Raw genomic sequence first — 21565 nt, 5'->3', positions numbered from 1 at the left:
TAGCCCTCCCGCCGCGAGCCAGCGCTACGCGCGGTCGAGAAAAAGGGTATCCATGTCGTTTCGATACCTTACGACGTCGAAGTCAACAGGGGTGCCTGACACGAGTAGCTCGGTAGCCACGCGCTGAAAGCTAACGTCGCCCCTGTGGAGCGCAGCCATCACAGTCCAAACCACGTTCATCCCTTTTCGTACTTGGCGCTTCCAGGTGTTGAAGCCCAGCACAGCAAAAATGACTAGCGCTAGAGAGGTGATGGCTTGTGCCGCGATGGACCAGGGTGCCCACCAGCCGCAATTATGTCCTTCATCTCGGCAGCGCTAATCGCGGCTGACGCCAATTGCTGCAGTGAGCAGAAAAAGCGTAGCGGCTAGGCACCAAAAGCCAAAGGCATAAGGATTTCTCATCCCGGATTCACTTTGATGTCGTTGAATCTAATAATGAAAAAAGCCCCACCAGGAAAAACTGCGCGGGGCTTTTTTGCTGTCGGGCTGGTATGACGGTCAGTTAGATCACTGAAAAAAGGACTTCGTAGGGCCCGAACTTACTGGTGCCGGAGACAGGAATCGAACCTGCGACCTTCGCGTTACGAGTGCGCTGCTCTACCGACTGAGCTACACCGGCGTGTCCGCAAAGCTACCACCGCCGCCATCCATACGCAAACCCCTGTTTCCCTTCACTTATTACCCTGCGCCCCACCCTGCCCCGCCGAACCTGCACAGCCACTGGGCGCAAGATCCTCTTCGATGTCGGTACTGCACGCCCACCCGGTAGCCGCGCGGGTCAGTGTCAGGCGCTTGCCCACCACGTTCGCAGGCGCATCCGCGAGGGTGCAGACGATGCTGCCGGTGCCTGCAGCCGCATTGCCGCTGGCGACGATGGCGCAGTGGTTGGTCGTGGGTTGTCCGCCTAGTGCGGCAACGTCGGCGACGTCCTTGCCTTCGTTCAGGCGCAGGTCCATCGGGGTCTTGAGCGCGGAGATTTCCAGCAGGCCGGCCGCTGCTTTGGTGCGGGCCTGGTGGTTGGTGTACATGGGGATCGCGATGGTCGCGAGGATGCCGATGATCGCGACGACGATCATCAGTTCGATGAGGGTGATACCGCGTTGCCCTTTCATAACAGGTTCCTTGTCGATTCGGTCAGGCCTCGAGCCGCTTGGCGGGCCGGGGTCGGCTGGGGCGCAGTAGAGCCCAATGGACACCTTTTGTCACCCCTGCGTGGCTGGACGTCGTGTCCGCTCAACTACTCTAGTGAGCGTCTGGAATTTCTGCCCTGGGATGGGCGCGGCAAGCTGTTACGGGGCTTGTCGGGTGTGGCAAGGAGCTGGCGAATGAAGGATTCGACTCGGTTGTATGCGTGGCGAGGCGTGGATGCGCGGGGGGCGCGGGTCAGTGGGCAGATGCAGGGGCGCAGCCCGGCATTCGTGCAGGCGGGGCTGTTGCGCCAGGGGATCAAGGGCGCGCGGGTGTGGCCGGCGGGTGGGCGGGGTTGGAAGCTGCCGGTGCGGCGGGAGAAGGTGGATGCGCCGGGGTTTTCGCGTCAGTTGGCGACGCTGTTGAAAGCGGGGGTGCCGCTGTTGCAGGCGTTCGAGGTGATGGGGCGCAGTGGTGCAGACGCTGGGATGGTGCGGTTGCTGGGGCGCTTGCAGCAGGATGTTTCTGCAGGGTTGGGGCTGGCGGATGCGCTGCAGCGGCACCCGCGTTGGTTCGATGCGTTGTACTGCAACCTGGTGCGGGTCGGGGAGCAGTCGGGGACGCTGGATCGGCAACTGGAGCAGTTGGCAGACCTGCTGGAACGGCGTCAGGCGCTGCGGCGCAGGGTGCGCAAGGCGATGCTGTATCCGCTGATTCTGCTGCTGACAGGGCTTGGGGTGTCGGCGTTGCTGTTGCTGGAGGTGGTGCCACGCTTCGAGGGGATGTTTGCGGGGGTGGGCAAGGAGTTGCCGGTCTTTACGCGGTGGGTTATCGAATTGTCTGACGCGCTGGGGCGGCATCTGCTCGGTGTGCTGGGGATATTCGGTGTGGCGGGGCTGGCGGTGCGCAAGTTGTATCGGGATCACTTGCCGGGGCGGTTGTGGATGATTCGCCAGGCGCTGCGGGTGCCGGTGTTCGGGCGTTTGTTGAGCCATGCGGCGTTGGCGCGCTTCGCACGCAGCCTTGGGACGGCCTATGGTTCGGGGGTGGTGTTGCTCGATGCGCTGGAAACCGTGGCGGCGGCGAGCGGCGATGCCTTGCACGAGCGGGCGATCCGCCAGTTGCGTCAGGGCATGGCCAATGGCTTGGGGCTGCATCAGGCGATGGCGCTGGAGCCGTTGTTCGCGCCACTGCTGGTGCAGTTGACGGCGATCGGTGAGTCGAGCGGCACGCTGGAAGCGATGCTGAACAAGGCGGCCTGTCATTACGAGGAACAGGTCGGGCAGGCGCTGGAGCAGTTGACCAGCCTGCTGGAGCCAGCCATCGTGCTGGTCCTCGGTGTTCTGGTGGGTGGCCTGGTGGTGGCCATGTACTTGCCGATCTTCCAGTTGGGTAGCCTGATCTGACATGAATCTGTGGACTTTTCTTGTCGACCAGCCAGGGTTCTTCCTGGCGAGTGCAGCCGTGCTCGGGCTGCTGGTGGGCAGTTTTCTGAATGTGCTGGTGCATCGGTTGCCGGTGATGCTCGAACGCCAGTGGCAGAACGAGGCGCGTGAGGTGCTGGGGATGCCGGTGGAGGCGCATGAGCGTTTCGACCTGTGCCTGCCGGCCTCGCACTGCCCGGGCTGCGGGCATCGGATTCGGGCGTGGGAAAACATTCCGGTGGTGAGTTACCTGGCCCTGCGTGGGCGCTGCTCGGCGTGCAAGGGGCGGATCAGCCTGCGTTATCCGCTGGTGGAGCTGGCCTGCGCGGGGCTGTCGCTGGTGGTGGCCTGGCATTTCGGGGTGAGCGGGCAGGCGTTGTTGGCGCTGGTGCTGACGTGGTGCCTGCTGGCCCTGAGCCTGATCGATGCGGAGCATCAATTGCTGCCGGATGTGCTGGTGCTGCCGACGCTGTGGCTGGGGCTGGTGGTCAATGCCTTCGGGGTGTTCGTGCCGCTGGCCGATGCGCTGTGGGGGGCGGTGGTCGGTTACCTGAGCCTATGGTCGGTGTATTGGCTGTTTCGGCTGGTCACCGGCAAGGAGGGCCTGGGCTATGGCGATTTCAAGCTGCTGGCGCTGCTGGGCGCCTGGGGCGGCTGGCAGGTGCTGCCGCTGACACTGTTGCTGTCGTCGGTGGTGGGGGCGGTGATCGGGCTGTGCCTGCTGCGGCTGCGCAAGGCTTCGCTGGGGACGACGATGCCTTTTGGGCCCTATCTGGCAATTGCGGGCTGGATCGCATGGCTCTGGGGTGATGAAATATACGCTTCCTACATGCAACTGCTCGGATACTGATGACCACTGCTGCATTTACCCCCTGGATTCTCGGACTGACCGGCGGCATCGGCAGCGGCAAGAGCGCCGCCGCCGAGCGCTTCGTCGAGCTTGGCGTGCACCTGGTGGATGCCGACCAGGCGGCGCGCTGGGTGGTCGAGCCGGGTCGGCCGGCGCTGGCGAGCATCGTCGAGCGCTTTGGTGCGGGCGTGCTGCTGGATGACGGCACCCTTGATCGCTCGGCGCTGCGCCAGCAGATCTTTGCCGACCCTGCGCAGCGGCGCTGGCTTGAGCAACTGCTGCACCCGCTGATCGGGCAGGAGATCTTCAGCTACCTGGCCAAGGCCGAGTCGCCCTATGCGGTGTATGTGTCGCCGCTGCTGATCGAGTCGGGGCAGTACCAGAAGACCCAGCGCATCCTGGTGATCGATGTGCCGCAGGAGCTGCAGATCGCGCGCACGCTGCAGCGGGACAACACCAGCGAGGAGCAGGTGCAGGCGATTCTCAAGGCGCAGTTGGCGCGGGAAGAGCGCCTGCGCCATGCCGACGATGTGGTGGTCAATGACCGCGACCTGCCGTGGCTGCATGAGCAGATCGACCAGTTGCATGCCTTTTACCTGACTTTGCGAGGAGGCCAGCCTTGAGCCAGCCAATGACCGTCGATTGCCCGACCTGTGGCGCACCTGTGGAATGGAGCGAGAAGAGCCCGAACCGGCCGTTCTGCTCGGATCGCTGCAAGCTGATCGACCTGGGGGCCTGGGCGGCGGAGGAACACAAGATTCCAGCGGCGCCGGAGTCGGAGGATGAGCTGTATTCGGGGGATCTTGAGCCTCGGCATTGATTTGATGAGGGGGTGGGGATGGCCCAGGCTTTTGCTGGTGCCATTCCCGCAGAGGGTTTCTACAGGCGTTTTTAGAGGCGATTCAGTCCTTCCCCTCGCCCTCTTCATCCTTCCACGGGGCCTGCAGGTAGCGGGTGCGGTTGAAGGTTTCCAGCCACTCGGGGCAGAACACCACCAGGGCGCTGATCACGGTGCCGTTGATGAAGGCCTCGGGGAACATCATCAGCCACAGGTAGCCGACGAAATCGCTGAGCCACTCGGGCATGGCGAACAGCCCGTCCAGCCATAGCACACCCAGCGCGGCCATCAGGCACAACAAGGTCGCCAGGGCTGCAGCGAAGAATCCCGAACAGAAGATATAGACGAACAGGTTACGCGGCTGGGCGCGTTCGACCAGGATCGCGCACACCTCGGTGACCAGCACCGGCAAGCCGATGATCAACAGGCCGTTGACGCCCAGCGCTGCCAGGTCCTGGCGGCCGAGGGCGAGCAGGCCGAGCTGAGCAAGAAAACCACCGAGTATGGCCAGCGGCCAATCCAGCAGCAGGGTCACGGCGGTCATGCCGATGAAGTGGTAGGACACGCCGGTGTCGAAATCGCGCCGCACCAGCCACAGCGCGAACAGGCCGAACACGGTGCCGAACAGCAGGTGCTGGCGGCGCGGGTCGCTGAACAGCTCGACCCAGCGGGTGCGACTGGCCGCCCAGATCAACAGGGGAACGTAGGCCAGCCAGCCAAGTGTGAGGCTGGTGGAGGACAGGACCTGTGCGCTGATCACCGCGACCTCGCGTGCATGTCGGATGCTTTCGAGTCTACACCCATTCCCTGATGACGATTCCCACGAACAAACAAGCCCTTATCCTTCACAATTGCAGGCTAAGCTTGTTCCCATGGATGACTCAGACTACCTGCGCCTGCTTACCATCCAGGCCGAACAAGCCAACGCGTTCCTGTCCAATGCCCGCAAATGGGAGCGTGAGCGTTGGGTCTGCCAGCGCCTGCTGCAAGGGTTGAACATTCCCTACCGCAGCGAGGACTTCACCCCGGCCGGCCAGGAGCCGCCTGACGTGCTGTTTCGCGATGCGGCGTTCGAGGTGTTCTTCGTCCTCGACGAAGGGCGTCGGCTCAACGACGAATGGCGCGAGGAGCTGCAGCGTCGGCGCAGTGCCTTCTCCCTGGCCCAACTGGTGCGCCGCGAGGCGCGCCCCCGGCGAATCAGCGCACAGGAGCTGCTCGCGCGCCTGGCCCCGACCCTGCGCAAGAAGGCGCACAACTACCGCGAGCGCGGGCTGGACTTGGGCGAGCTGGACATCATCGCCTTCGCCAGCCTCAAGCGCGAGGTGCTCGACCTCAACAGCCATTTCCCGCCGCCCACCGAATACCTGCGCCAGGGCTGGCGCTCGTTGTCGCTGGTGGGGCCGACCTTCGCCCGGGTGCTGTTCGCCCACCCGGACGCGCCGGATTTCCTGCGCGGCAACCTGGGGCGCAGCATTCTGTTCGATGTCGGTATCAGTCTTTGATCGCGTGCCGGGTGTCTTTGCGATGGCGTACACTCGGCGGCGGAGATGAAAGGTATTATCATTTGTTTCACGTGCTTGCGATAACGCTGCAGGAAAGGTTGTAGCGTTCTCGTCATCCCAAGCGTCTACCCACGAGGCCCACCATGACCAGCCGCCTGAATCCGGAAGATCAGCGTCGCGTCGATGAGTATCTGCGAGCCCCCCAGCATCAAGTCGAGCGCAAGCCTTTCAGGCCCTGGCTGCTCCTTGCCCTGGTGGTGATCGTGACCGTTGGTCTGGGCCTGTTGAGCCGCTTGCTGAGTGGACTGGTGCTATGAGCTGCCTTGCGCTCGCCCTCCTCTCTCGCACGCAGCGGCCGGACCTTGTGTCCAGGAATTCCGTAAAACTTGTGAGATATCCCCATGACTCATCGCATCGTGATTGTCGGCGGCGGCGCCGGCGGCGTGGAACTGGCGACCCGCCTGGGTAAGAGCCTCGGCAAGCGCAAGCGCGCCGAGATCACTCTGGTCGACGCCAACCTGACACACATCTGGAAACCGCTGCTGCACGAAGTGGCTGCCGGTTCGCTGAACTCCTCGGAAGACGAGCTGAACTACGTGGCCCAGGCCAAGTGGAACCACTTCAACTTCCAGCTGGGGCGCATGAGCGGCCTGGACCGTGAAGGCAAGCAGATCCAGCTGGCCGCGACCCTCGACGAAGAAGGCCGCGAGCTGCTGCCGGCGCGCACCCTGGGCTACGACACGCTGGTGATCGCCGTAGGCAGCAACACCAACGACTTCGGCACCCTGGGCGCGGCGCAGCACTGCCTGTTCCTCGACAGCCGCAAGCAGGCCGAGCGCTTCCACCAGCAACTGCTCAACCACTACCTGCGCGCCCACGCGGGCGATCAGGCCAGCGAGCAGATCAGCGTGGCCATCGTCGGCGCCGGTGCTACCGGGGTGGAACTGGCGGCGGAGCTGCACAACGCAGCCCACGAGCTGGCCGCCTACGGCCTGGACCGCATCCAGCCCAAGGACATGCACATCACCCTGATCGAGGCTGGCCCGCGCGTGCTGCCAGCGCTGCCGGAGCGCATCAGCGTGCCGGTGCACAAGACCCTGGAGAAACTCGGGGTGACGGTGATGACCAACGCTGCGGTCAGCGAAGTGACCGAAGAAGGCCTGAAAACCGCGACTGGCGAAGTGATCCAGGCAAGCCTGAAGGTGTGGGCGGCAGGTATCCGTGCGCCAGGCTTCCTCAAGGATATCGACGGTCTGGAGACCAACCGGATCAACCAGTTGGTGGTACGCCCTACGCTGCAGACCACGCGGGATGACGACATCTTCGCCTTCGGCGACTGCGCCGCCTGCCCGCAACCAGGCAGCGACCGCAATGTGCCGCCACGGGCGCAGGCGGCGCACCAGCAGGCTTCGATGCTGGCCAAGAGCCTGAAAGCGCGGCTGGAGAACAAGCCGTTGCCAACCTACGCGTACAAGGACTACGGCTCGCTGGTGTCGCTGTCGCGATTCTCGGCGGTAGGCAACTTGATGGGCAACCTGACCGGCAGCGTGATGCTGGAGGGTTGGCTGGCGCGGATGTTCTATGTGTCGCTGTACCGCATGCACCAGATGGCGCTGTATGGGGTGTTCCGCACGGCGATGTTGATGATCGGCAGCAAGATCGGCCGCGGCACCGAGCCGCGCCTGAAGCTGCACTGATCAGCTGAGATCACGAGGGCCGCTTTGCGGCCCTTTTTGCGAGCACGTCGCCGCGCAGGTGCCGCAAGCTCTGGCGTGCCCGGCAGGGCAGAGTGCCAAGCTGGGTCAGCTGCATGGCCGCTCCAGGTGCGCGAGCAGACGCGAGACGGTGTCGGCCAGTGGCCCGGAGTTATCGAGCACCAGCAAGCCGGGGTCGGCCTCGCGCGCTTCGCTGGCAAAGCGGGCATTACGCGCCAGGCGCGCCTCCACTTCCTCCTGCGACTCACGTCCCCGCGCCAGCAGGCGCTGGCGCAGGATGTCCTGTTCGACACTGAGCAGCACCACCTGCAAGTCTGGATAACGCTGCCGCGCCGTGTTCAGGTAGCCACGCGAGCCGTTCACCAGCACGTCGTGCCCTTCCCCAAGCCACTGGTCGATGACCCGTGGAATGCCGTAGTGCAGGCCGTTGGCCTGCCAGTGCAGGGCAAAGGCGCCGTCCTCGCGCATCTGCTCGAACTGTGCGGCGCTCACCGCCAGGGCGGCTTCGCCCATCGCTTCGGCAGACCGGGTGATGACCCGCCGGGCAATGCGACAGCCACGCGCTGTCAGTTGTTCGCGGGCGGCGTCCAGCAGGCTGTCCTTGCCGGATCCGGACGGCCCGATCAGGTAAATCAACCTGCCTGCCATCAGTACACCCTCTTCGCTTCTCGCCATACCTGCCGCACCGACGCGGATATCGCCACGCTCATGCAACCCTCACAGCACTGACCCTTTGGCACGATACGGGGCAAACCGATGCCGCTTTGCTCGGCGGTGCCGAGAATGAACACGGCAACAGGCTGGTCGAATGATAATCGCTGGGAGGATATCCAGCAGCCCCTGGGGCGCCAAGTCGGCCGCTGCCATAGAGATTGTGGCTGGCCTTCAGATTTTGAACAGGACAGTTGCTACCCAGGAAAACAGCCGCGAGTTACGAAATGATTTTCTCGAGACAAAAGAAAAAGGGCATCTCATTCGAGATGCCCTTTTTACATGGTGGGTCGTGTAGGATTCGAACCTACGACCAATTGGTTAAAAGCCAACTGCTCTACCAACTGAGCTAACGACCCGGAAAATGGTCGGGGTGAGGGGATTCGAACTCCTGACATCCTGCTCCCAAAGCAGGCGCGCTACCGGACTGCGCTACACCCCGAAATTGGCTCCGCGACCTGGACTCGAACCAGGGACCCAATGATTAACAGTCATTTGCTCTACCGACTGAGCTATCGCGGAACTGAACTTCGTACAACTCTTACAGCTTCGAAGCTTGTGTTAGCTTCAATCTCTTCAGCGTTGTCGCTGCTGAGGTCGGCTATTCTACATTCTTCGTTTTGCTTGTCAACCACTTTTTTTTACCCAACTTACTGATTTGTAAGTTGTTTTCAGATCATCTTTACCGCCGGTGATCTGCGTAGTGCCTGACAGCGGGGCGAATATTAGGGGCACTCGTTTTTTTGTGCAAGCATTTTTTTCAAAATTTTCAGCGAGTTAGATCCAACGCCGAAAAATCAGGGGTTTGCGGGGTTGCGCAGGTGCCATCGCGGGGCAAGCCCGCGATGGCAACTTCGTCAGGCGAAGACGATTTCGTCGCCTTCCACCTTCGCCGTGATCGCCGCACCGGGCACGAACTGGCCACCGAGGATCAGTTGCGCCAGCGGGTTCTCGATCCAGCGCTGGATCGCACGCTTGAGCGGCCGTGCGCCATACACCGGGTCGTAGCCAACGGCAATCAGCTTGTCGAGGGCTTCCGGGCTCAGGCTCAGGGACAGCTCGCGCTCGGCCAGACGACCACGCAAGCGGCCCAGCTGGATCTCGGTAATACCGGCGATCTGCTCGCGGCCCAGCGGCTCGAACACCACCACTTCGTCGATCCGGTTGATGAACTCCGGACGGAAGTGCGAACCCACCGCATCCATCACCGCTGCACGTTGCGCCTCACGGTCGCCGACCAATTCCTGAATCTGCGCCGAGCCCAGATTGGAGGTCATGACGATGACCGTGTTGCGGAAATCAACGGTACGCCCGTGGCTGTCGGTCAGGCGGCCGTCCTCCAGCACCTGCAGGAGCACGTTGAACACATCCGGGTGCGCCTTCTCCACCTCGTCGAGCAATACCACCGAGTAGGGCTTGCGACGCACCGCCTCGGTCAGGTAGCCGCCCTCCTCATAACCCACATAGCCTGGTGGTGCACCGATCAGGCGAGCGACGGAGTGCTTCTCCATGAACTCGGACATGTCGATGCGCACCATGGCCTCCTCGGTGTCGAAGAGGAATTCGGCGAGCGCCTTGCACAGCTCGGTCTTGCCCACGCCGGTTGGGCCGAGGAACAGGAACGAGCCGCTCGGGCGATTCGGGTCGGACAACCCGGCACGCGACCGGCGCACGGCGTTGGCCACGGCAGTGACCGCCTCGTCCTGACCGATCACCCGCTCGTGCAGCAGGCCTTCCATCTTCAGCAGCTTCTCGCGCTCGCCTTCGAGCATCTTCGACACCGGGATGCCGGTCCACTTGGAGACGACCTCGGCGATCTCCTCCTCGGTGACCTTGTTGCGCAGCAACTGGTTCTCGGTCTTGCCGTGCTGATCGACCATCTGCAGGCTGCGCTCCAGGTCGGGGATCACCCCGTACTGCAACTCGGCCATGCGACTCAGGTCGCCTTTGCGGCGGGCGGCCTCGAGTTCCTGGCGAGCCTGTTCGATCTTTTGCTGGATCTGCGCCGAGCCCTGTACCTCGGCCTTTTCCGACGCCCAGATTTCCTCAAGATCGGAATATTCGCGCTCAAGGCGCTCGATTTCCTCGGTGAGTTTTTCCAGGCGCTTCTTCGCCGCTTCGTCCTCTTCCTTCTTCAGGGCCTGGGACTCCACCTTCAGTTGGATCAGGCGACGATCAAGACGGTCGAGCACCTCTGGCTTGGAGTCGATTTCCATGCGGATGCGGCTGGCGGCTTCGTCGATCAGGTCGATGGCCTTGTCCGGCAACTGGCGGTCGGTGATGTAGCGGTGGCTGAGCTTGGCCGCAGCGATGATCGCACCGTCGGTAATGGCCACCTTGTGGTGCACTTCATAGCGCTCTTTCAGGCCACGCAGGATGGCGATGGTGTCTTCCTCGCTCGGCTCCTCGACCAGCACCTTCTGGAAACGCCGCTCGAGCGCTGCGTCCTTCTCGATGAACTGGCGGTACTCGTTGAGCGTGGTGGCGCCAACGCAGTGCAGCTCGCCACGGGCCAGGGCCGGCTTGAGCATGTTGCCGGCGTCCATCGCGCCCTCGCCCTTGCCGGCGCCGACCATGGTGTGCAGCTCGTCGATGAACAGGATGATCTGGCCTTCCTGCTTGGACAGCTCGTTGAGCAGGCCTTTGAGGCGCTCTTCGAACTCGCCGCGATACTTGGCGCCAGCGATCAGCGCGCCCATGTCCAGGGCGAGCAGGCGCTTGCCCTTGAGGCCATCGGGCACTTCGCCATTGATGATGCGCTGGGCCAGGCCTTCGGCGATGGCGGTCTTGCCGACGCCGGGCTCGCCGATCAGCACGGGGTTGTTCTTGGTGCGGCGCTGCAGTACCTGCACAGTGCGGCGAATCTCGTCGTCACGGCCGATCACCGGGTCGAGCTTGCCTTCTTCGGCACGCTTGGTCAGGTCGACGGTGTACTTGTCCAGCGCCTGGCGCGATTCCTCGGCGTTGGCATCATTGACCGCCTCGCCACCGCGCAGGTTGTTGATGGCATTTTCCAGGGCCTTCTTGCTCACGCCCTGGCCAAGCAGCAGCTTGCCAACCTTGCTGTTCTCGTCCATGGCGGCGAGCAGCACCAGCTCGCTGGAAATGAACTGGTCACCCTTCTGCTGGGCCAGGCGGTCAGCCTGGTTGAGCAGGCGCGCCAGGTCCTGAGACATGTTCACGTCGCCCGTGGGGTTCTGGATTTTCGGCAGTTGGTCGAGCTCTTTGGTCAGCGCCTTGCGCAGGCTACTGATGTCGAAGCCTACCTGCATCAGCAGGGGCTTGATCGAACCGCCCTGCTGCTCAATCAGAGCCTGCAGCAGATGCACAGGTTCGATGGCCGGATGGTCCATGCCAACGGCCAGGGATTGGGAATCGGATAATGCCAGTTGCAGCTTGCTTGTCAGTCGGTCTATTCGCATGGGGATACCTTCCTTTAAAGGGCAGGCGGAGCGATGGACAGCACCTGTAATGAAGAACCTGCCTGAGATGACCAATAGATAAGGCTGATTCTGGAAGATTCAAGCTTAGCGGGGTTGACCGAGGTCAGCCTGATAAACCGACCGAAACAGAAACGCCCCGGCAAGCCGGGGCGTTCTGGGAGATGACACGGAGTTGGTTTTTGAACGCTTAACGCACGCCACTCTGACGCAGGGCCGCAGGCTGGAAGTCAGCCTTGTTGGCGCTGAAGCTGAAGTCGTAGGATTTTTTCTCCTCGTTCTTCATGCCCAGTGCCAGGTAACGGCCCGACTGCAGGTCATAGATCGCTTCGAGGGTGTACCACGGCACCTGGTTGTTGTAGTACGGCTGGGCATGCGCCTCGGACACGCGCCACAGCTGGTTGCGCCCGTCGTACTGGTCGATCACCGCAGCCTGCCAGGTATCTTCGTCGATGTAGAAGTCACGCTTGGCGTAGATGTGGCGCTGGCCTGGCTTCAGGGTCGCGACCACATGCCACACACGACGCAGCTCGTAGCGAGTCAGGTCCTGGTTGATGTGGCCCGCCTTGATGATGTCGGCGTACTTGAGCTTCGGATCGTCGAGCTTGTAGGCGTTGGAGGCGATGTACATCTCCTTCTTGCCTTCGAGCTTCCAGTCGTAGCGGTCCGGCGCGCCGTTGTACATGTCCAGGTTGTCGGAGGTGCGCAGGCCGTCGGCGGCGGTACCCGGGCCGTCGTAGGAAACCTGCGGCGCCTGGCGCACACGGCGCTGGCCGGCATTGTAGATCCAGGCCTTGCGCGGTTCCTTGACCTGATCGAGGGTCTCGTGCACCAGCAGCACGGTCCCGGCCAGACGCGCCGGCGCAGTCACTTCCTGCTTGAAGTAGAACAGCACGTTGCCCGGGTTGTTCGGGTCGTAGTCCTTCATCTTGTCGCGGAACACGAACTGGTCGTTGAAATACACCAGGCTGTAGGAACCGTTCTGCTGCGGCGTGGCCTGGGTGACCAGACGCGACACACTGCCACCGCGATAACGGGTGATGTGGTTCCAGATCACCTCGACACCGCTCTTGGGAATCGGGAACGGGATCGCGCCGCGGAAGTTGTTCAGGCCGTTGCCGCCTTCGACCAGGGTGGTCTGGGTGGCGTTGGACTTGATGTCGGCGTACACGGCATCCGGCACGGTGGCGCCGCGGTGGGTCTTGTACACCGGCAGCTTGTAGGTGTCCGGATAGCGCTTGAGCATCGCCAGTTGGCCAGGGGCCAGCTTGTCCTTGTACTGGTCGGCGTTCGCGGCGGTGATGGTGAACAGTGGCTTTTCGCTGCCGTACGGGTCGGACAGGAAGCCCCTGGCATCGACACTGCCGGCGGTCTTGGCCAGCGGCTCCCACGGGCCGATCGAGCCATCGGCGTTACCGGCCTTCTCCGCGCCCATCGGCGTGAGCGTGGTACCGAGTTTGGCCGCCTCATCGGCGGAAACCGCAGCCATGACGCTGGTCGCCAGCAGGGACATGCCCAGCACACCGGCTTTCAGCAGACTTGTGGTCATCTTCATCGTTGTCGTCCTGGATCAGAGTTCTTAGAAGTTCACGCCGAAGCTGAGGGCGACGAAGTCGCGGTCATCCACGGTGCTGTACTTGCCATCGAAGAAGTTGGTGTACGACAGGCTCGCCGTGTAGGTGTTCTGGTACTCCGCGTCCAGGCCCAGGCTGATCGCCTTGCGGCCTTCCTCGAAGTTGCCACCAGGGCCCGGCGAGTAGCCGGACACGTCGTGGGACCAAGCCACGTTGGGCTTGAGGTTGACCCCGGCGAAGACGTCGTTGTAGTCCCAGATCACCCGGGCGCGGTAGCCCCAGGAGGTGCTGGTGGTATAGCCGTCGTTCTCGCACTTGCGATTGAGGTTGGTGGTCGAGGCGCCTGCACCGGCACCGGCGATGGTGCTGGCATTGAGTGCCTGGCAGGTGTTCGCGCCGCCGGTGGCCGGCAGCGGGCCTGGGCCGAACACCGGGTCACGGCCGTAACGGGTGTCGTGTGCGCTCTCCAGGCCGCCCACATGGGTGACGCCCAGTTCGCCCACCACGGTCATGCGGCTGGCGCCCATCACCTGGTCGAAGAAGTGCGTCAGGGTGGTCTGGAACTGGGTGATTTCCTTGCGGCGATAGCCGTGCAGGTCCTGACCCGGAGTACCGTTGAGCAGCGAAGCGTTGGCCAGGGCGCCGCCCAGCGGACGCACACCGGCGAACAGGATGTCGGTGGTGTTCAACTGCACAGGAGCGTTGGGACGGTAGCTGATTTCACCGCTCCACGCCGTGCCGGTGGGCAGGGTGGTGGAGAAGCTCAGGCCGTACAGGCGGATGTCTTCAGGGTACTCGACGAAGTACTGCGAGTTGCCCGCGACGATCAGCGGCGCCAGCGGGCGCAGGCTGGCTGGCAGCGACGGAATGCCAGCGAACACCGCAGGCGAGGCGCCGGTGGCGCTGAAGATCGGCGCACGGCTGTGGTAGTTCATGAAGTAGGCACCGAACTCGGTGTCCAGCGGTTCGAACATGTAGCGCAGCGCCACGCCGAACTGGCCGCTGTCACGCGCGTCGCGGTCCGGACCACGGCGCACCATCACGCCCTCTTCGTTGATGTTCACGCCACGGGTGGCGAGGAACTGCTGCGCTGCGCCTGGCACCGTGCGGCTGCTGTTGAGCACGCGCAGGTTGTCGGTGCAGCCGTCGGAGATGATGTCGGGCTGGGAGAAGAAGGTGCCGCAGTTGTCGGTGACGGTCTGGTCCCATTCGAGCTGGTAGAAGGCTTCGGCCGACAGGTTGTCGGTCAGGCTCTGGGAGATGTAGAACATGTTGACCGGGATCAGGCCTTCCTTGATCTCGGCGCCTGGGCGGCGGAAGGCAGCGACGTCGATCGGGTTGATCGAGTTGATGCCGCCCCCGATGAAGGTACTTTCACCCCAGCTCACCACCTGCTTGCCGAAGCGTACCGAACCCGGCATGTCGGCGATGGCGTAGTTGTGGTAGATGAACGCGTCGAGCAGTTGCGCGCCCGAGGACTTGGCCCCCGACTTGCGCCCCGAGTCGCTGATATCCTTGAACTCGCGGCCTTCGTCCTTGAGCTCGAAGTCGTACCAGTACTTGCCACGGACGAAGACGCCGGTGTCGCCGTACTTGAGCTCGAGATCGTGGATACCCTTGAAGATCTTGGAGAAGGTCTCGCCTTTCTTGAAGTTCAGGTGGCCATCGTCGGAGGTCTGGGACAGGCCCTTGCCACCGTTGTTGACGCCGATCAGGTTCTTGTTGGGATTGGCAGTCGACCAGCTGGCCCCGATGGAGAGCGATGAGTCGAACTGACCTTCGATTTCCCCGATGTTGAAACTCACACCGAATGCGGGACTTGCGAGCGTGGAAGCGAGGCTGACGGCCAAGGGCAGCTTGGCCCGGCGCCAGAACGGGTTTGCAGATGTCATCGACGCTACTCCATGTACTTTTTTGTTATGGCAGTGAGTCCTTTCAGAAACGGCCCCGAGCGCTGCGAGCAGGCTCCTGCCAGAGGCAGCACGGCATGCGCGTGCGCCCTCCCCCATTTCTGAAAATCCCCTGACCCGACTATAGCCAGCGGCCACACGCGCTTGATCCCTCTAAAGTGTGATTTGCGTCTCGCAAGCAGAGGCATCGCAAATGGCCACTTCGATCGCTGGCAGTGCAGAAGCATGGCTCAATTTCGTCGTTTGACAAGGCGCGATACCTCTAACACGCGGGTCACGCCAGAACAGGCGTGACCCGGGCAAGTGTTACAGGGTCGAGAGGAAAGTACTGTTACTGGCCTGCCACTGGGTGACGTCCACGCGGATACGCTTCTTGTCGAGCTTGCCCACGCTGGTCTTGGGAATTTCAGTAACAACGGCGATCTGGCTCGGAATCGCCCACTTGTTGATGTGCCCCAACTCGACGAACGGCTTGAGATGCTCCTTGAGCACCTTGGCGTCCAGCTGCTGGCCTTCGTGCACCACCAGCAGCGCGAATGGCCGCTCGCCCCACTGCGGATCGGGCACGCCGACCACCGCCACCTCGCGCACGGCCCCGTGACGGCTGATCAGGTCTTCCAGGTCGAGGGACGAGATCCACTCGCCACCGGTCTTGATCACATCCTTGATGCGGTCGCGGATGTCGATGTAGCCCATGCCATCGAGCGTGGCGACATCGCCGGTGTGCAACCAGCCGCCAGCCCACAGCTCGTTGCTCTTTTCCGGTTCGTTGAAGTAGCCCATGGTCAGCCAGGGGGCGCGCAGCACCAGCTCGCCCTGGGCCTCGCCGTCGGCGGGCAGGAAGTTGCCGTGGTCGTCGACGATGGCCGCCTCCACCAAGGGTACGGGTACGCCGGCCTTGATGCGGTAACTGACGCGCTCGTCTTCACCACCGGCCAGCAGTTCTTCGTTCAGGTGCGCGCAGGAGATCAGCGGGCAGGTTTCCGACATGCCATAGGCCGCAGTGAGCTGGATGCCCCGCGCCAAGGCAGCCTCGTACAGCGCCCGGTTGAGCGCGCTGCCGCCGATGATCACCTTCCAGCCACCGAAGTCCTGGCCCTTGGCTGAAGGGCAGTTGAGCAGCATCTGCAGGATGGTCGGCACGCAGTGGGAGAAGGTGACCTTTTCCTCGCGCCACAGCTTGATCAGCATGTCTGGCTCATAGCGCCCCGGATACACCTGCTTGACGCCCATCATGGTCGCCGCGTAGGGGATACCCCAGGCATGCACGTGGAACATCGGCGTGATCGGCATGTAGACGTCATTGGTGCTGAGCAGGCGCACGCTGTCGAGGCTGCCGAGCACCGAAGTTTCGGCCAGGGTGTGCAGCACCAGTTGACGGTGGGTGAAGTACACGCCCTTGGGGTTACCGGTGGTACCAGTGGTGTAGAAGGTGGTGGCCACCGAGTTCTCGTCGAAGTCGGGGAAGTCGTAATGCGGGCTGGCGGCGGCGAGCAGTTGCTCGTACTCACCGACCAGGTTCGGCAGCTCGGCGGTCTTGTCCGGGCCATCGGTGATCAGCAGGGTCTTGTCGACCGTGGTCAGTTGCCCGGCGATGGCCTGGTAGAGGCCGACGAAATCGCTGTTGACCAGCACGAAGCGGTCTTCGGCGTGGTTCATGGTGTAGAGGATCTGCTCGGGAGACAGGCGCACGTTGATGGTGTGCACCACCGCGCCGATCATCGGGATGGCAAACATGCATTCCAGATAGCGGTGGCTGTCCCAGTCCATCACCGCCACCGTGTCACCGGCCTTGACCCCGGCTTCGGTGAGCACGTTGGCCAGCCTGGCGATGCGCTCGCCGAGTTCGGGATAGGTCAGCCGCACCTTGTCGCGGTAGACGATTTCGCGGGTCTTTTCGTAGCGGCTGCCAGACATCAGCAGGCGTTTGATCAGCAGCGGGTAGGTGTAGGCGCCGTCGGCGGGCTTGAGGAGGCGGGTCTGCAGCATGGGTATCCCTTTTCTGAAAAGCGTGCCGGATATTCAAGGATTTACTGTAGATCGGTGACGCGGCGGTCAAATCAGCCGAAGGAATGATTTGGCGTCGCAAAGTATGAGTGGCAATGTGCGAACAGGGCGTTACAGCGCCGCAGAATCCGGAGCCGATGTGCTCCCCACCTCTGGCCTTTGCCGACGGAGCCGCCAATGTCGCGTCATGCAGTTTTTCTCGACCATCACTCCCTTGACCTGGGAGATCTCGACCTTTCTGCGCTCGAACAGCAGTTCGACAGCCTGCAACTGCATGCCGCCAGCGCAGCGGAACAGGTCAGCGAACGCCTGCAGGGCGCCAGCGTGGTGATCAGCAACAAAGTGATGCTCGATGCTGCGGCGCTTGCGGCCAATCCACAAGTGAAACTGATCCTGGTGGCCGCCACCGGCACCAACAACGTCGACCTCGCCGCCGCCCGCGCACAGGGCATCACCGTGTGCAACTGCCAGGGCTACGGCACACCTTCGGTGGCGCAGCACACCCTGGCGCTGCTGCTGGCACTGGCCACCCGGCTGTGCGACTACCAGCAAGCGGTAAAGGACGGCGCATGGGCCAAGGCTAGCCAGTTCTGCCTGCTGGACTTCCCCATCGTCGAGCTGGAAGGCAAGACCCTGGGCCTGTTGGGGCACGGCGAGCTGGGCGGCGCGGTGGCGCGCCTGGCCGAGGCGTTCGGCATGCGTGTGCTGAGCGGGCAGATCCTCGGACGACCGGCGCGCGCCGACCGCCTGGCGCTGGATGAACTGCTGCCGCAAGTCGATGCCCTGACCCTGCACTGCCCGCTGAACGAGCAGACCCGTCACATGATCGGCGCCCGTGAACTGGCCTTGCTCAAGCCGGGTGCCCTGGTGGTGAACACCGCCCGCGGCGGCCTGATCGATGAACAGGCGCTGGCTGATGCCTTGCGCAGCGGTCACCTGGGCGGTGCGGCGACCGATGTGCTGAGCGTCGAGCCGCCGGTAAACGGCAATCCGCTGCTGGCGGCAGACATCCCGCGCCTGATCATCACCCCGCACAGTGCCTGGGGTGCGGTGGAGTCGCGCCAGCGTATCGTCGGGCAACTGGCCGAAAACGCCCAGGCGTTCTTCGCCGGTCAGCCACGGCGGGTGGTGGCCTGAAGCGCAAACCCGCTCAGTCGCCACTGCCAGCCCGTGCACGGTCCTCAGCACGGGTGCGGTACCTGTAGGAGCGGGCTTGCCCGCGAAAAAGGCACCGCGTTGCCTGGCACGGGCTACGCCCGTGTTCGCGGGCAAGTCGCAGCGGCGAACCGCCGCTCCCACAGATTTTGAGCAAGACAGTGGCTCCCACGGGGGATTGGGCTGGCCTTTAGATCTTGAACAAGACAGTTGCTCCTGCAGCGACCACGCCGCGTCCCGGTACGCCAAGTGATACACTTCGCGCTTTTTCAGGAGGCGTCCGCCGATGGACCCGCGCAGTGAAGTGTTGCTCCGCCAGGCGGACCTGTTCCAGGGCCCGCTGCTGATCGCCGGCGCCGCCGCCGATGGCCTGCTCGGGCAACTGCCGCACGCGCACGCCTGGACCTGGCACGCCGGTGATCAGGCGCTGCTGGAGCAGCGTTTCACTGGCCGCAGCCACTACGGCGTGGAGGTGCCACAGGTTCCGTTCGACGCGGCGGTACTGTTCCTGCCCAAATCCCGCGACCTTGCCGCCTACCTGCTCAATGCCCTGGCTTCGCGCCTGGGCGGGCGCGAGCTGTATCTGGTCGGCGAGAAACGTGGCGGAATCGAAGGCGCGGCCAAGCAACTGCAGGCCTTCGGCAAACCGCGCAAGCTCGACAGCGCCCGGCATTGCCAGCTATGGCAGGTGACCGTGGACAATGCGCCCGAGGCCAAGCCTCTGGAGAGCCTGGCGGAGCGCTTCGAGCTGGCGCTCGAGGATGGCCCGCTGCAGGTGATCAGCCTCCCGGGCGTGTTCAGCCACGGCCGCCTGGATCGCGGTACCGCACTGCTGCTGCAGCATCTGGAGCAACTGCCGATCGGCCATGTGCTGGACTTTGGCTGTGGCGCGGGCGTACTCGGCGCGACCATCAAGCGACGTTATCCACAAAGCAATGTCACCCTGCTCGATGTCGATGCCTTCGCCGTGGCCGCCAGTCGACTGACGCTGGCTGCAAATGGTCTGCAAGGCGAGGTGATCAGCGGTGATGGCATTGATGCAGCACCCGATAATCTCACCGTGATCCTGAGCAATCCCCCGTTCCATACCGGGGTGCACACCGACTATCAGGCGGCGGAAAACCTGCTGAGAAAAAGCAGCAAAATTCTGCGAAAAGGCGGCGAAATACGCTTGGTTGCCAATAGCTTCCTGCGCTATCAACCCCTGCTCCAGGAGGCCTTGGGCAACTGCGAAATCCGCGCCGAAGCAGACGGCTTCCGGATCTACAGGGCAACACGCGGTTAAAAAATTAACGCTTGCCCAAACCGTTTCGGCTAGGCAGAATCCGCTCCGTCCTAGGGGAGTAGTCTCCCGCAAGCACCCTCTGCTTGCCCGGTACGCGTCAACACACTTGGCCCACAGGCCATGGCGCGTGCGACCTCACGGCTCACACAGATGAGCCCGGGGTTTGACAAGACCTATGACACGCACACCTTACCCGGGGCGGGGAGGCTGTACGTGTCATAGCCGTGTCGACCCGCCCCGTAGGAAGCCTGATGCTCGAATCCCTGCTCGTTCCCACCGCTATCGTTGCGCTCGCCGAAATCGGCGACAAGACGCAATTGCTCGCGCTCATTCTCGCGGCGCGCTTTCGCAAGCCGTGGCCGATCATCGCCGGCATCGTCGCCGCCACCCTCGCCAACCATGCGGCCGCCGGCGCCGTGGGGGCCTGGGTCAGCGGGTTCTTCACCGAAAGCGTGCTGCACTGGATCCTGGCTGCGAGCTTCACCGCCACCGCCCTGTGGACCCTGGTCCCGGACAAGATGGACGATGACGAAACCAGCAATGCACGCCGCTTCGGCCCGTTCCTGACCACGTTGATCGCGTTCTTCCTGGCGGAGATCGGTGACAAGACCCAGGTCGCCACAGTGATGCTGGCCGCGCAGTACCCGCACCTGATCATGGTCATCATCGGCACTACGCTGGGCATGTTGATCGCCAACGTACCAGTGGTCCTGGCGGGCAACTTCGCGGCCGACAAACTGCCGCTGGCGTTGATCCGTCGACTGGCGGCGGCAGCGTTCTTCGTGCTGGCAGCGGTCGCGGTGTATTCGGCGATGAAGACCAGTGGTTGGATTGGCTAGGGCCTTCAGGACAGGAACCGTGGAAGCCGACCGGCCTTTGGAAGCAAACCGGTTCCTGGGAACAAATCGGCCTGTGGGAGCGGGCTCGTCCCGCGATCACCGGCAAAGCCGGTGCCAGACACCGCAGCACCTGGCACCGGCTTTGCCGGTGATCGCGGGACCAGCCCGCTCCCACAGGAATTGCTCCAGCCGCGGGATAGTTGAACCAGACAACTACCCCACAGCGCAGAGCGCGTTACTTCTTCGCCGCCTGGTACAGCGGCATCACCTTCGGAATCGCGGCCTGCAGCGACGCGATGCGGCTGGCCGAAGCCGGGTGAGTGCTCATGAACTCAGGCGGTGCGCCTTCGGACGCCTTGCTCATCTTGTTCCACAGGGTGATCGCCGCATTCGGGTCGTAACCGGCCCGTGCCGACAGTTCCAGGCCGATCAGGTCGGCCTCGTTCTCGTTGGCCCGGCTATTGGGCAGGGTCATGGAGTAGTTCACCACGGTGTCGGCCAGCGCCATGCTGTCCTGGCCAAGGCCGAAGATCGCACCGGCGCCCTGGCGCGCCATCTCGATACCGTAGGCCTTGGACATCGCCTCGCGACCATGCTCACGCAGGGCGTGGGCGATCTCATGGCCCATGACCGCAGCCAGCTCAGCGTCGGTGAGCTTGAGCTGATCGATCAGCCCGGTGTAGACGATGATCTTGCCGCCCGGGCCGCAGTTGGCGTTGAGCTCATCGCTCTTGATCACGTTGACCTCCCACTTCCATTGCGCGGCATCCGGCCGGAATTGCGGGGCCTGGGCAATCAGGCGGTCGGCGATGACCTGCACACGCTTGGCATCGGCACTGCTCTTGTCCAGCACGCCCTTGCTCGACGCTTCACCGAGGGTCTGCTGGTACGACTGCGCATACATCTGGTTGACCTCATCGGTCGACAGCATGCTGAACATGTACTGCTTGCGCTCGACGCCAACCGCTCCGCCGCTGGTGGTATTGACCGCCTGGCAACCACCCAGCAGAACGCTGGCGCTCAACAGGCTGATCACGAAAGACTTACGCATGAAAACACTCCCTTTTTACATGCCGCGTATCCTAGGCTCACTCGCCTGACCCTGCCAGAGCCGCAGGGAAGATTTCTCTCATCCTCCCCTCATGCTTTCACTCGACCACGCCGATAACAAAAGAAAACGACCTCCT

The 21565-nt window shown here is 63.2% G+C and carries 18 protein-coding genes, 4 tRNA genes and 1 riboswitch; of the genes, 10 read left to right on the top strand and 12 right to left on the bottom strand.

Annotated elements, in window-relative coordinates; translation table 11 throughout:
* Positions 1-543: 543 nt before the first annotated feature.
* A tRNA-Thr gene (locus AB688_RS06770) sits at positions 544-619 on the bottom strand.
* 52 nt (positions 620-671) lie between these two features.
* Positions 672-1112 (bottom strand): pilin, encoded by a 441-nt coding sequence (locus tag AB688_RS06765; RefSeq protein ID WP_063542967.1) that lies wholly within the window; start codon positions 1110-1112, stop codon positions 672-674.
* Positions 1113-1325: 213 nt separating this feature from the next.
* Between AB688_RS06765 and AB688_RS06760 the strand changes: the two genes are divergently transcribed.
* From AB688_RS06760 to yacG, 4 genes are read left to right on the top strand one after another with little or no spacing between them, the layout of a single operon-like run.
* On the top strand, positions 1326-2534 hold the full coding sequence (locus AB688_RS06760; RefSeq protein WP_063542965.1) for a type II secretion system F family protein: 1209 nt from the start codon (positions 1326-1328) through the stop codon (positions 2532-2534).
* A gap of 1 nt (position 2535) precedes the next feature.
* Positions 2536-3402, top strand: a complete 867-nt coding sequence (locus AB688_RS06755; protein WP_063542963.1) for a prepilin peptidase — start codon at positions 2536-2538, stop codon at positions 3400-3402.
* On the top strand, positions 3402-4025 hold the full coding sequence (coaE, locus tag AB688_RS06750; protein ID WP_063542961.1) for a dephospho-CoA kinase: 624 nt from the start codon (positions 3402-3404) through the stop codon (positions 4023-4025). Before AB688_RS06755 ends, coaE begins: the two co-directional genes overlap by 1 nt.
* A complete protein-coding gene (gene yacG / locus AB688_RS06745; RefSeq protein WP_054895240.1) occupies positions 4022-4222 on the top strand; it encodes a DNA gyrase inhibitor YacG in 201 nt (66 codons plus the stop codon). Before coaE ends, yacG begins: the two co-directional genes overlap by 4 nt.
* 82 nt (positions 4223-4304) lie before the next feature.
* On the opposite strand, the gene AB688_RS06740 is transcribed toward yacG, so the two are convergent.
* Complete coding sequence (locus tag AB688_RS06740; protein ID WP_063542959.1) at positions 4305-5000, bottom strand: energy-coupling factor ABC transporter permease; 696 nt, start codon at positions 4998-5000, stop codon at positions 4305-4307.
* 112 nt (positions 5001-5112) lie between these two features.
* Between AB688_RS06740 and AB688_RS06735 the strand changes: the two genes are divergently transcribed.
* The 3 genes from AB688_RS06735 to AB688_RS06725 all read left to right on the top strand — a co-directional run bounded on the left by AB688_RS06735 (position 5113) and on the right by AB688_RS06725 (position 7439).
* On the top strand, positions 5113-5742 hold the full coding sequence (locus AB688_RS06735; RefSeq protein WP_054895238.1) for a DUF1780 domain-containing protein: 630 nt from the start codon (positions 5113-5115) through the stop codon (positions 5740-5742).
* 143 nt (positions 5743-5885) lie between these two features.
* Entirely contained in the window at positions 5886-6059 is a 174-nt protein-coding gene (locus AB688_RS06730) for a DUF3094 family protein (protein ID WP_063542957.1), read from the top strand.
* An 84-nt stretch (positions 6060-6143) separates the two neighbouring features.
* Positions 6144-7439, top strand: coding sequence for an NAD(P)/FAD-dependent oxidoreductase (locus AB688_RS06725; protein WP_054895236.1), 1296 nt, complete (start codon positions 6144-6146; stop codon positions 7437-7439).
* A gap of 105 nt (positions 7440-7544) precedes the next feature.
* On the opposite strand, the gene phnN is transcribed toward AB688_RS06725, so the two are convergent.
* The 8 genes from phnN to AB688_RS06680 all read right to left on the bottom strand — a co-directional run bounded on the left by phnN (position 7545) and on the right by AB688_RS06680 (position 17081).
* Entirely contained in the window at positions 7545-8105 is a 561-nt protein-coding gene (phnN, locus tag AB688_RS06720) for a phosphonate metabolism protein/1,5-bisphosphokinase (PRPP-forming) PhnN (RefSeq protein ID WP_063542955.1), read from the bottom strand.
* A gap of 346 nt (positions 8106-8451) precedes the next feature.
* Positions 8452-8527 (bottom strand) — tRNA-Lys (locus tag AB688_RS06710).
* Positions 8528-8533: 6 nt separating this feature from the next.
* A tRNA-Pro gene (locus tag AB688_RS06705) sits at positions 8534-8610 on the bottom strand.
* A 4-nt stretch (positions 8611-8614) separates the two neighbouring features.
* Positions 8615-8690: transfer RNA gene (locus AB688_RS06700), tRNA-Asn, on the bottom strand.
* A gap of 335 nt (positions 8691-9025) precedes the next feature.
* Positions 9026-11590: an ATP-dependent chaperone ClpB gene (clpB, locus tag AB688_RS06695; protein ID WP_054895234.1), complete on the bottom strand. Its 2565-nt coding sequence runs from the start codon at positions 11588-11590 to the stop codon at positions 9026-9028.
* A gap of 208 nt (positions 11591-11798) precedes the next feature.
* Positions 11799-13163, bottom strand: coding sequence for a DUF1329 domain-containing protein (locus AB688_RS06690; RefSeq protein WP_063542951.1), 1365 nt, complete (start codon positions 13161-13163; stop codon positions 11799-11801).
* 24 nt (positions 13164-13187) lie between these two features.
* On the bottom strand, positions 13188-15074 hold the full coding sequence (locus AB688_RS06685; RefSeq protein WP_054895232.1) for a DUF1302 domain-containing protein: 1887 nt from the start codon (positions 15072-15074) through the stop codon (positions 13188-13190).
* A gap of 324 nt (positions 15075-15398) precedes the next feature.
* Positions 15399-17081 (bottom strand): fatty acid--CoA ligase, encoded by a 1683-nt coding sequence (locus AB688_RS06680; protein ID WP_063542949.1) that lies wholly within the window; start codon positions 17079-17081, stop codon positions 15399-15401.
* Between the two features lie 195 nt (positions 17082-17276).
* Between AB688_RS06680 and AB688_RS06675 the strand changes: the two genes are divergently transcribed.
* The 3 genes from AB688_RS06675 (at position 17277) to AB688_RS06665 (ending at position 20378) form a co-directional block, all read left to right on the top strand.
* A complete protein-coding gene (locus AB688_RS06675) occupies positions 17277-18236 on the top strand; it encodes a 2-hydroxyacid dehydrogenase (protein WP_063542947.1) in 960 nt (319 codons plus the stop codon).
* A gap of 304 nt (positions 18237-18540) precedes the next feature.
* Positions 18541-19539 (top strand): class I SAM-dependent methyltransferase, encoded by a 999-nt coding sequence (locus AB688_RS06670; RefSeq protein ID WP_063542945.1) that lies wholly within the window; start codon positions 18541-18543, stop codon positions 19537-19539.
* A gap of 41 nt (positions 19540-19580) precedes the next feature.
* Positions 19581-19703, top strand: a riboswitch (yybP-ykoY riboswitch).
* An 87-nt stretch (positions 19704-19790) separates the two neighbouring features.
* Positions 19791-20378, top strand: coding sequence for a TMEM165/GDT1 family protein (locus AB688_RS06665; RefSeq protein ID WP_054895644.1), 588 nt, complete (start codon positions 19791-19793; stop codon positions 20376-20378).
* A gap of 235 nt (positions 20379-20613) precedes the next feature.
* Here the strand turns inward: AB688_RS06665 and AB688_RS06660 are convergent, their stop codons facing one another.
* On the bottom strand, positions 20614-21429 hold the full coding sequence (locus AB688_RS06660; RefSeq protein ID WP_054894582.1) for a M48 family metallopeptidase: 816 nt from the start codon (positions 21427-21429) through the stop codon (positions 20614-20616).
* Positions 21430-21565: the final 136 nt, after the last annotated feature.

Source organism: Pseudomonas putida, assembly GCF_001636055.1.
Lineage (GTDB): Bacteria > Pseudomonadota > Gammaproteobacteria > Pseudomonadales > Pseudomonadaceae > Aquipseudomonas > Aquipseudomonas machongensis.
This window is presented reverse-complemented; position numbering and strand designations above follow the sequence as displayed.